The 10,098-nt window shown below is 60.7% G+C and carries 5 protein-coding genes; 2 read left to right on the forward strand and 3 right to left on the reverse strand.

Annotation, left to right across the window (positions count from 1 at the left end):
* Nucleotides 1-221: 221 nt before the first annotated feature.
* Both EYB53_RS19075 and EYB53_RS19080 read right to left on the reverse strand, forming a co-directional pair.
* Nucleotides 222-2,726 carry a U32 family peptidase gene (locus EYB53_RS19075; RefSeq protein WP_135479988.1) on the reverse strand — a complete coding sequence of 835 codons (2,505 nt, stop codon included), beginning with the start codon at nucleotides 2,724-2,726 and terminating at the stop codon, nucleotides 222-224.
* A gap of 8 nt (nucleotides 2,727-2,734) precedes the next feature.
* A complete protein-coding gene (locus EYB53_RS19080) occupies nucleotides 2,735-3,271 on the reverse strand; it encodes a DUF7226 domain-containing protein (RefSeq protein ID WP_135479989.1) in 537 nt (178 codons plus the stop codon).
* 253 nt (nucleotides 3,272-3,524) lie between these two features.
* Between EYB53_RS19080 and EYB53_RS19085 the strand changes: the two genes are divergently transcribed.
* The gene (locus tag EYB53_RS19085) at nucleotides 3,525-6,287 is read left to right on the forward strand and encodes a sensor histidine kinase (protein WP_135479990.1); all 2,763 of its coding nucleotides are present in this window, start codon (nucleotides 3,525-3,527) and stop codon (nucleotides 6,285-6,287) included.
* A 9-nt stretch (nucleotides 6,288-6,296) separates the two neighbouring features.
* Nucleotides 6,297-7,475 (forward strand): hybrid sensor histidine kinase/response regulator, encoded by a 1,179-nt coding sequence (locus EYB53_RS19090; RefSeq protein ID WP_135479991.1) that lies wholly within the window; start codon nucleotides 6,297-6,299, stop codon nucleotides 7,473-7,475.
* On the opposite strand, the gene EYB53_RS19095 is transcribed toward EYB53_RS19090, so the two are convergent.
* Nucleotides 7,453-9,852: a transglycosylase SLT domain-containing protein gene (locus EYB53_RS19095; protein ID WP_167857480.1), complete on the reverse strand. Its 2,400-nt coding sequence runs from the start codon at nucleotides 9,850-9,852 to the stop codon at nucleotides 7,453-7,455. The two genes, EYB53_RS19090 and EYB53_RS19095, sit on opposite strands and share 23 nt — an antisense overlap.
* Between the last annotated feature and the right edge of the window lie 246 nt (nucleotides 9,853-10,098).

Genomic DNA, 10,098 nt, shown 5'->3' on the forward strand with positions numbered 1-10,098 from the left:
ATGAACGCACCTACACGAAAAGCTTTGCGCCTTTGCGCCTTTGCGTCAAAAAACCCGCCTGATGTGCAAGGTAGCGGCACGCGCCCTTGGCGCACCAACGGCAACGGCGTTCACCTGTCGCATCTACTTCCCGCTTGCCCAAAAGCGCTGATGAACGCACCTACACGAAAAGCTTTGCGCCTTTGCGCCTTTGCGTCAAAAAACCGCCCCAGCGGGAGCACTCACATCAACGGGATGGTTGCATATCCGTCGGGCACAAAGAGGCTGCCTTCGGTGGTGCCCTGCGGCGTAATCTGTTGCAAGTGACGCCCAAGTTCAGCCGGGGTCATTGTGCCAGCCAGGGTTGCCTGGAAAGCGTCGGTCACCCGGGCGACTTCTTCCCCACGCTCATGCACAAATTCGAGCCGGAAGTGACGCAGGCCCGCCGTCCGCCACGCGGCGAGATGTCGACTCGCTTCCTGCGCTTCGGCGTTGAAGACGGTGTTGCGGCACCCGACATCGGCCATCACCGGGTGCGCCCGTCCTTGCTGGTCGCGCAACGCGATACGGTGCTTTTCGCACGGGTGCCCGCAGTCTTTGTAGCTGGTGCCGTTCGAGAGGAAGCGACAGAAGACGCAGTGCTCGGTGTGAAAGATCGGGAGGTGCTGGTAGGCAACAATTTCGAGGAGATCGGGATCAAGTTCAGCTGCGAGCTTCGCGATCTGATCGGCATTCAGATCGTAAGTCGGAGTGAGTCGCGCCAACCCGAGTTCGAGCATCGTCTGCGCCGTGAGCATGTTGGCGGCGTTGAGGCTAAAGTCGCCAACAAGGCGCGGGATGGCGGCCTCACGCAGGGCGTGCAACAAGCCCGTGGAACGCACGAGAATCGTGCAGTCGAGTTTGCGGAGGAAGTGAACAATGCGCTGTTCGTCGGGTTTGAGCACCCGCGGGCTCGCGACCCGCGCTTCGATGCCAGCCGCCTGGACTTGCTCAACCGCCGGTCGCAAGCCGTAGAGGTCAAGGTAGTCGAGCGTGATGCTCGCCGGACGGGCGGCCAACGCGGCTTCGAGTTGCTCTGGTGTGCGGACAAGCAGGTGCAACGTCGGCGGCGCAACCTCCGCCTCCGACACAGGACGGGAAGGTGTCATCTGTGCCAGCACCGCCGCCGGATCGCCACCACGAATCGGCGCGGGTTGCCCCTGGAGTTCGGCCAGCAGATCAGTCGCTTCACGGCGCAGCTGATTGAGCAACGAATTGGCCACAAACGGGTTGCCTTCAGCCACATAGTTCAGCGCCGCCAGATAGTAGGGCGTTGTCCCGAGGCGGCCAAGTTGTTCGTGCAACAACGCTTCGGTCAAGCCGCGTCGCTCAGCGGCCGCAAGCGGCTCAGGTGAACGCACCGTCACCCGCAACGCGGGAAGCTCGCCATGCTGCCAGGTCAGCACAAGCGGTTCGCCAACCTGCGCCACCGCGTGAACCACCACGGGCTGACGGCGCACCGGACTGGCCGGCTGGGTCAACGGACGTACCGCACGCTCAAGGTCGGGATCAAGGGTACGCCAGATCAGATCGCCCGGTCGAATACGGTGCAGATCAACCGCATCATAGCCAAATTCCAATTCCACCAGACCATGCAGCGCCGGATAGACATGATAGACACGCCCGCCCTCTTCGGGCTCTTCAGGGCTGCGCCAAGCGGCGGCATCAAAGACAATGCCATCACCAGGTTTGAGCGGCGAGGCCGCTGCCGCCGGGTCAAGTTCAGCCAGAATGCTCTCCGTCAATACCTTGGCGACACGAGCCACGAGCACGCCACGGTGACGGGGCGCACGTCCACGCACGACCGCCTGATGGTCAGTACCGGTGAGAAAATAGGGTCCCATCCCCCGCGAATAGACCTGGGTCAACTGCAAGTCTTCATACGGCGTGATCGAGAGGGGCAGACCTGCCCAGGCTTCATCAACCGCCTTGCGATACGCCGCCGTGGTCAGCGCCACATAGGCCGCGTCTTTGTAGCGTCCCTCGATCTTCAGCGCCGACACACCCAGTTGCACAATCGCAGGCATCTCGTGCAACGCATAGAGATCGCCGGGCGACAAGAGATAGCGGGCCTCGCCGAGTGGCCGCGGCGCGCCATCAACCAGCAGATCGTAGGGCAAGCGACAGGCCTGCGCACACTGACCACGATTCGCGCTCCGCCCACCCCACGCCTCCGAAGAGAAACACTGCCCCGAATACGAGACACAGAGCGCCCCATGCACAAACATCTCGAGTTCAAGCGTCGTCGCCGCCCGAATCGCCGCAATCTCCTTGAGCGACAACTCACGCGCCAGCACCACGCGACTCACCCCAAACTGACGGGCAAGCTCAACCCCCTCAGCCGACGTAATGCTCATCTGGGTCGAGCCATGCACCTCAATCTCGGGCACCAGTTGCTGCAACAGGCGGGCAATGCCCACATCCTGCACAATGAAGGCATCGGCACCCGCCTCGGCAATCGCCAGGGCCACCCGCGCCGCCTGCAACAACTCGTGGTCAAACATCAGCGTATTAAAAGTCACATAACCCTTGACGCGACGCTGATGCAACGTACGCATGACCTCGGGCAGTTCCTCTAGCGTAAAACCGACTTTGGCACGGGCACTAAAATGCTTGAGCCCAAAATAGACCGCATCAGCCCCTGCCTCAATTGCAGCATGCAACTGTGGCCAGTAGCCAGCGGGACTCATCACTTCTGGTTTCATCATCGCCTTTATCAAGATACAAGCCCCGAGGCAGAGGGTGTCGAAGGGGGCATTGGCAGATCGGGGCCAGTATAGAAGAGGCGACCCTCGCGCCAGTCAGCCAGATCGACCGCCGTCAGCCACGCCGCTACCGTCTGAGCTCGGCGATACGCCGTGCTATCGGCAAGCGGGGCAAGCCCCTGGAGCACCTGAGCCACCGCGGTGCGCTCGAGGCCAGCGGGGGCCATGCGCATCGCAACAATCACTGCCCGCATCGGATCGCGTTGAAGCAAAAGACGACGCAAATAGGTACGCTGTTCCGCACGATTGCTGCGCGCAAAACTCCGCCCAAGGATCGTCAACTGCGGATCATCGCCTGGTTCACCCTCAGCCACCAGCCCGAGGATCCGGGCCGCCTGAGTATAATAATGGCCCTGGCGCAGCACCTTCATGCCAATATACTCAGCAATCGCCTCAGTCGTCAACCGACCGCGATCAATCGCCTCGGGCACGCGGGCCACATCCCAGATCTGATCAGCCTGTGGAATATCAGCCGTATCAAGGAGCATCGCCCCTATCTCCACTCTTTACACAGCGCATCATATAGCGCTAAACAAGTGCATGATAACACAAGCAGCGGTGAGCAGCAAAAGTGGTTGTATCTGCTTCGCTCGTCAACCAGTTGGCGGATAGGACAATTGCCTCCTTAAATAAACTACCAGCATAAGAAGTGTCACAACTTTGTCATGTTCAGCGCAACAATACCTGCTAAGATAAGGAAAGAAAGCCTGCCATCTCCCCGTCGCCAGGGAAGTCACAGCTATGCGTTTCAATCCCAGCATCCAACAAAAAATTCTCGCCCTGCTTTTGAGCCTGGCCCTGCCCCCCCTAGCTCTGGTTGGCTGGCTCGGACTGGCCGGGCTGACACGCGCACGCGATACTGCCATGCAAGAGGGGATCAGTGCGCTGCAAACCCAGGCTGAACAGACCCTTGCCGACCGTGCAAGCGACAAGGCCCGCCTCTATGATCAGGCCCTTGCGGCCATTGAACAGCAAGTCGAGAGCGTCGCAACCTATGCGCTCGCTGCGTACGGACGCGAACCATTGACGCTCACCTCTGATCGTGTCTGGGTCGCCCCGGCTCCTTCGGCTGATCAATTGCAACGCTATCCGGCTGAAGTGGCCTATGCCCAGCACATCATTCCGATGCTACGTTCGACGGTTGCCGCTAATCCGCTGGTCAGCATTGGCTATATCGCCTTCGAGCAGGGCGGCGTCATGGCCTTTGATGATGAGACCGTTGTAGATGCGCTGCTCGCCATTCAGCCCTTTGATCCGCGCACCCGCCCCTGGTATCTCGCCGCCCGTGCGAGCAATGGGCCAGTCTGGACCGATACCTATGTTGATGCGAATACAGGTCTGCTGGCAACGACCTGCGCGATGCCCCTGATGACACCCGAGGGCACCTTTCTCGGCGTCGTGGCTTTCGATCTGTTGCTCCGCACCATTCAACAGGATCTGCTTACGGTTGACATTGGCGAGCAAGGCTATGCGCTGCTGGTCAATGAACGCGGTGAGGTCATTGTGCGCCCCGATATGGAGGTGCGCGATGAGCAGTGGAATGAGCCGTTTCAGACCGAGAACTTGCTCGATTCACCTAGTCCTGAGTTGCGCGAACTGGTGGCCGCGATGAATGGGCGCGAGCACGGCATCGCTCGGATTGAAGACAAGAATGAGCCCGCGTATATTGCCTATGCGCCGATCCCAACCGCAGGCTGGAGTGTTGCGCTCATTATTCCCGCCGATCAGGTTATCGCACCAGCCGTGCGTACCGGCACACGGATCGGCGAACGCCAGGAAGAACTGCAACGCCAACTCGTGATTCTGCTGATCTCCCTTGGGGCCGTCATCAGCCTGGTCGGGCTCTTTCTCTCGCACTCCTTCACCCGGCGCATCAGCAGCGTCCGCCAGGGGGTCCAGGCAATCAGTCAAGGCAATTTGCAGCAGCGATTACCACCAGCTGGAACTGATGAGATTGGGCAACTGGCCGAGACGTTCAATCATATGGCCGATGTGCTCGAAGAGAAGGTCCAGGAGTTAGAGAGCAATGCCGAACAACTCGCGAGGCTGAATAGTGTCTCTCAAGAACTCAAGGGCATTCTTGATCTGCCCCACCTGCTAAAGGCGATTCCGCACGCGATCTGTACGCAATTCGCTTTTGATCGCGCCGTCATCTATCTGGTCGAAGATGATTACCTGCGTGTCGTTGAGGCTTCGTTTGGCCCGGGCGGGCGCGAACAGGCCCGCCATTTTATCGAGGTCGCGAATAGTCAGCCGCTCGCCCTCGATGGAGCCACGGTTGAGGCCGATGTGATCCGTAGTGGTAAAGCGATCATTGTGGATAATCCCTGGTCGCATCCCGGGGTCGAACCACGCAAGCAGGCCGCCTCGGCCAGCCATGCGTATGTCCAAGTCCCTATCTTTGGCCGTGAAGGACGCCCGCTCGGGTTGCTGTCTGCCGATTGTCACCTGAGTCGACGTACGATCGGGGTCGAAGATGCCAGCCGTTTGTTGATGTTCGCCGGTATGGTTGGCTTGACCATCGAGAATGTGCAGCTCTATCAGGATCTCGAACGTCAGGTAACCCAACGGACTGAGGAACTTCTGGTCGCCCTTGAACTCGCCCATCAGGCCGATCGCCGCAAGAGTGATTTCCTCGCGGGCCTTTCCCACGAACTGCGCACCCCGCTCAATGCGATCATCGGCTTTAGTACGATTATGCTCGATGGCCTTGATGGTTCGTTGACCCCTTCGCAGCGTGAAGATCTGACCAGTATTAATCGCAATGGGCGCTTTCTCCTCTATCTTATTACCGAATTGCTCGATCTCGCCCGCATCGAGGCCGGACATCTGAAACTCGAACGGACGCATGTTGACCTTGCGAGCATCGTTGGTGAGGTCGTTGATACGGTCCAGGGCATCCTTCAGGGCAAGCCCTTGAGTCTGAACGTGACCCTGCCCTCCGATCTCCCCCTTGTTGACGCCGATGCCGATCGCGTACGCCAGATCCTGCTGAACCTGCTTTCAAATGCGGTAAAGTTCTCCCACAAGGGTTTAGTTACTGTCAGTGCCTATTGCCTCGATGAACTGAATGAAGACGCCCAGATTGAACCAATGGTCGCTGTACGGGTGACCGATACGGGCATCGGTATTCCCAAGGAACGCCTGAATGATATTTTTCAAGAGTTTGTGCAGATCCACGGTGGTCAATCACGGCTGAGTGGCACTGGCCTCGGGTTGACGATTACCCGACGCCTCGTCGAGGCCCATCACGGGCGAATCTGGGTGGAGAGTGTCCCAGGTTTTGGTAGTACCTTTAGCTTTACCCTGCCGGTTGCCCAGGCGCACCATCATACGCTCAGGCTACCTGATGAGACCGTGTCTGCATCAGGCGTGCCGCACCAGACGACCCAAGTTACGTACCCGGAAGAGTTTCTTTTTCCCTTCAGTCTCTTGGACGATCCGATCCAATCCGACCCATCACACATAAACACCCTCAATCAGCCACCGTCAGGGGAAAGGTAAGGGCAAGCAATGAATGACGCATTGCCAGGTATTTTATATATCGAAGATAATCTGGATAATCAACGGCTCGTGCAGCGGATTCTGGGCAATCAGGGCTATCATGTCGTTGTGGCGAATGACGGCCCCTCGGGGCTTGCCCTGGCCCGCGAGATGATGCCCGTGATTATCCTTGTTGACCTCGGCATCCCCGGGCTCGATGGCTACGAGACGACGACCCGCCTCCGTAGTCTGATCCACCTCCATAATGTCCCGATTGTCGCCCTCACCGCCGATGGTAGCCCCGGTGCCCGCGAACGGGCGCTCGTCGCTGGCTGCGATGGCTATCTCGTCAAGCCGATTGATCCCCGTCGCTTGCCTATGGTGGTCTCGGAGTTTATCGCCGGTCACCGCGAACGGGTGAGCGCCCCCGCCGAAGAGGCCGACTTGCTCCGTGCCTATAGCCAGAAACTCGTCGAACGCCTCGAACAACGGGTGCTTGAACTCAGTGCCGCGAATGCTGAACTTGGTGAGCTCGATCGCCTCAAGAGCCAGTTCCTCTCGACCCTCTCGCACGAACTGCGGACGCCGATGACATCGTTGATGGGCTATCTCGAACTCTTTGAACAGGGTATGCTTGGCCCACTTACGAAAGACCAGCAAGAAGGCCTTGTCGTGATGCGCCGCAGCAGCGAGACGTTGACCCAGCAACTCAATAATCTGTTGTATTTCCAGGAGTTGCGCGGGCGGACGATGGAACCCCAGATGCTCGATCCCATCGCGACGCTGAAGCCGACCTTTGAGTCGTTTCAAGAACGTGCGCGTGGTGAGGGTGTGTTGATGGATGTCGTGACCTGCCAGGCAGCCCCCATCCTCGCCGATGCCAAGTCTCTTACCCAGATGACCCAGGCGCTGCTCGATAATGCGGTGAAATATACGCCTCGGGGCGGGCGCATTCGCCTGCTCTTTCACGACGAGCCGTCACGCTTTATTCTGCGCTGCGAAGATAATGGCCCCGGGATTGGCAAAGAACACCTCGAAAAGATCTTTCTGCCGTTTTATCGGGTTGAGCTACCCAATACGACCGTCAAGCCCGGTGCGGGTCTCGGCCTTGCCATTGCCCGTCATATCGCCGAGGCCCACGGGGCACAGTTGACCGTGCGGAGTCAGGTGCGCATCGGGACGGTCTTTACGGTTGTGTTTCCTCGCTAGAGGCAGCATACAGCCGTTGATAGACGCCCCAAAAGGCGTAGACGGCCCGCACGTAGCCCTTTGTTTCAGGATAGTCGATCGTTTCCGTAAAGAGATCGGGGTCGCTCACCTGCGCTCCGCCGGCCCACCGTTGCGCGTTGCCCAGGCCCCCGTTGTACGAGGCGAGTGCGCCATGGACGCTCCCTTGCATGTCGCGCAGGCGCTGCCCGAGGTAGAAGGTGCCAAACCTGATGCTCACCGCCGGTTGGTAGAGATCGTCAAGCACAAAGTCGGTGACCCCCAGATTCTGCGCGATGCCCTGGCCCGTCGTCGGCATCACTTGCCCAAGCCCCCGCGCCCCCACCCACGAGGTCGCCCCAGGGTTGAAGAGGCTCTCTTGGCGCACCAGGGCCAGAAAGAGGCGCGGATCAATGCCGTGTGCCGTTGCTTCCTGGTCAATCAGGGTGGCATATGGCGCTGGAAAACGGAGCCGCTGCAGGGCGAGGGGTTCCCCAGGCGGATTCTCCACTGAGGCTTCGTTCAACGTACGCTCGGCCTGCCGTTTGAGTTGCTCGGCAGCAAGCAGGGCCGGGTAAGGTGCGGCTGATTCGTGTGCCGCCCGACCAAGTTCCATCAGCATCAAGGGAGTCGTCGCACGGTTGATCGCCTGACGCCATTCGGCCATCGCCTCGACCTGTAAGCCAACCTCTTCCAACACCAATGTGCGGGATACTGTGGTCGCGAGGGGCACAACAGGCTCGTCAGCCACCTCGTCAGCCGGGGTGAGCAGGGCGACCCAGGCGGCGAGTTCGGCCCACGCTTCATCGGTGATCGGGGCCGTCAACGCCAGTGAGCCCTGAGGGAAATCGCCCAGTTCTTCTGCCGCCCGCACGCCCTCATAGCTATCAGGCGCGGCCTCACGCGCTACCGCAAAGCGCACCCGGGCATCCGCTTCGTCACCAAGCGCCCGCGCCGCCCGCCCCGCCCAGAAGGCACCACGCGCCTTGAAGAGGCCGTCGTTGCCCTCGGCAAGAAGCCCCCAGACGTGACGGGCTTCGTCGTACTGACCTGCACGGAACAGTTCGAGCCCAAGGGTATGCAACACAATGCGGCCTTCGTCGCTCGCCGGGTAGCGCTGGCCCAGTTCGCGACGGGTCTGCAAGGCACCGTCGCTATCGCCAAGGCGGTCGCGCAACTGGGCGGCCCGGTCGAGCGCGACCGGCGCACGCGGGTCATCAGGATACCCTGCCGCAAACTCGGTGTAGCCCGCAATGGCCTGCTCGGTCTCACCACTCTGCCCAATCGTCTGCACCAGATCGAGGCGTGCCTGGCGACCTTCATTGAGATCCGGTGCAAGCGCGGCGGCGTCGGCGAGTCCGGCGATCGCCCCGGCAAAGTCGCCTTGCGCACGCAGCGCTAGCCCGCGCATCCGCCGAAGCTCAATGGCGGCTGCGGCATCTGGGGCTATCGGGATAGCCTGATCAAACAGGGCAACCGCGTCGGCCCAGCGCTCAAGGGTGAAATAGATCGCTCCGGCAGCCGCTGGATCAAGCGCCGGATCGCCCGCTGCCCGCAACTGGTCAACCGCCGCCCCGGCCTGCGCGGTCGCGGGGCTGCGTTCGATCACCTCGAGCAACCAGCGCCGCGCCTGCTCAGGCTGTCCCTGGCTCGCAGCGAGCGCAGCAGCTTCACTCAAAATGCGCGCACGGTAGGCCGGCTGTTCCGCGAGCTCCAGCACCTCTTCATAGAGAGCCAGCGCCTCGGTATTGCGCCCATTCGCCACAAGCAACGCAATGGCCTTCTCGAACGCACCGGCTCGTTCACCAGAGACAATCGTTGTGCGCGCCGCGTACAACCACGAGGCAATCGCCGCCTCATCCAGGCCAAGCGCCCGCTCCTGAGCCGCCTGGCGTAACGCGGCATACGGTTCGATCGGCGTCGCCAATTCACGATACGACTGGTAGGCCGTAATCGCCGCCTCGTGCGCCCCGGCCGCCTCGTGCGCCCGTGCCAGCCAGAAAAGGGCTGGCGCACGCAAAGGATCTTCCTCAGGGGCCGTCGCCAGAAAGGTAGCAAACAACTCGGCTGCCGAGGTCCAGCGTCCCCGCTGCGCATAGCTCTCGGCAAGATAAAACTGCGCCGTCGGCACCTCATCGGCAGCAGGATAATACTGCAACAACTGGCTAAACTCGGTTGCCCCGTGATCTCCCTGCGCCCGTGCCGCCAGCCCAAGTGCCAGCAACTCATCCGCAGGAGGCACCGAAAAACCTTCGTGAACCGGAATCGAGGGCGCTCGCTCGGGGGCAACGAGGCCATCAACGCTCCGCGCAACAGCGGTCTGATCAGGGGGCGGCGCGTCCACCACCTCACAACCAGCCAGGATTATTAGGAGCAGCAAGCAAAGTGTCCATAGATACCGCATGCCAGCATCTTACCACACCGAGCCACGCACACGGGGATATCACCAATGGGGTGGCCGTCAACGGCTTCGGCTCCTGGGCAGCAAAGGCGACCTGCGTGGCCTGAGCGATCCTACGGCGTGCACCGGAGGTGATTGCGGCCATGGGACGAATCCCATGCCCACAGCAGGGGCGCAGCAGCGATGGTGACCACGTTGTGACCGACAGATGCGCAGGGGCTGCTG

The sequence above is a fragment of the Candidatus Chloroploca mongolica genome, assembly GCF_004762035.2.
GTDB lineage: Bacteria > Chloroflexota > Chloroflexia > Chloroflexales > Chloroflexaceae > Chloroploca > Chloroploca mongolica.

What these genes read in the sequence shown, in the direction of transcription:
- EYB53_RS19075 (WP_135479988.1), bottom strand. Translation starts at nt 2,726, where the DNA reads ATGATGAAACCAGAAGTGATGAGTCCCGCTGGCTACTGGCCACAGTTG.
- EYB53_RS19080 (WP_135479989.1), bottom strand. Translation starts at nt 3,271, where the DNA reads ATGCTCCTTGATACGGCTGATATTCCACAGGCTGATCAGATCTGGGAT.
- EYB53_RS19085 (WP_135479990.1), top strand. Translation starts at nt 3,525, where the DNA reads ATGCGTTTCAATCCCAGCATCCAACAAAAAATTCTCGCCCTGCTTTTG.
- EYB53_RS19090 (WP_135479991.1), top strand. Translation starts at nt 6,297, where the DNA reads ATGAATGACGCATTGCCAGGTATTTTATATATCGAAGATAATCTGGAT.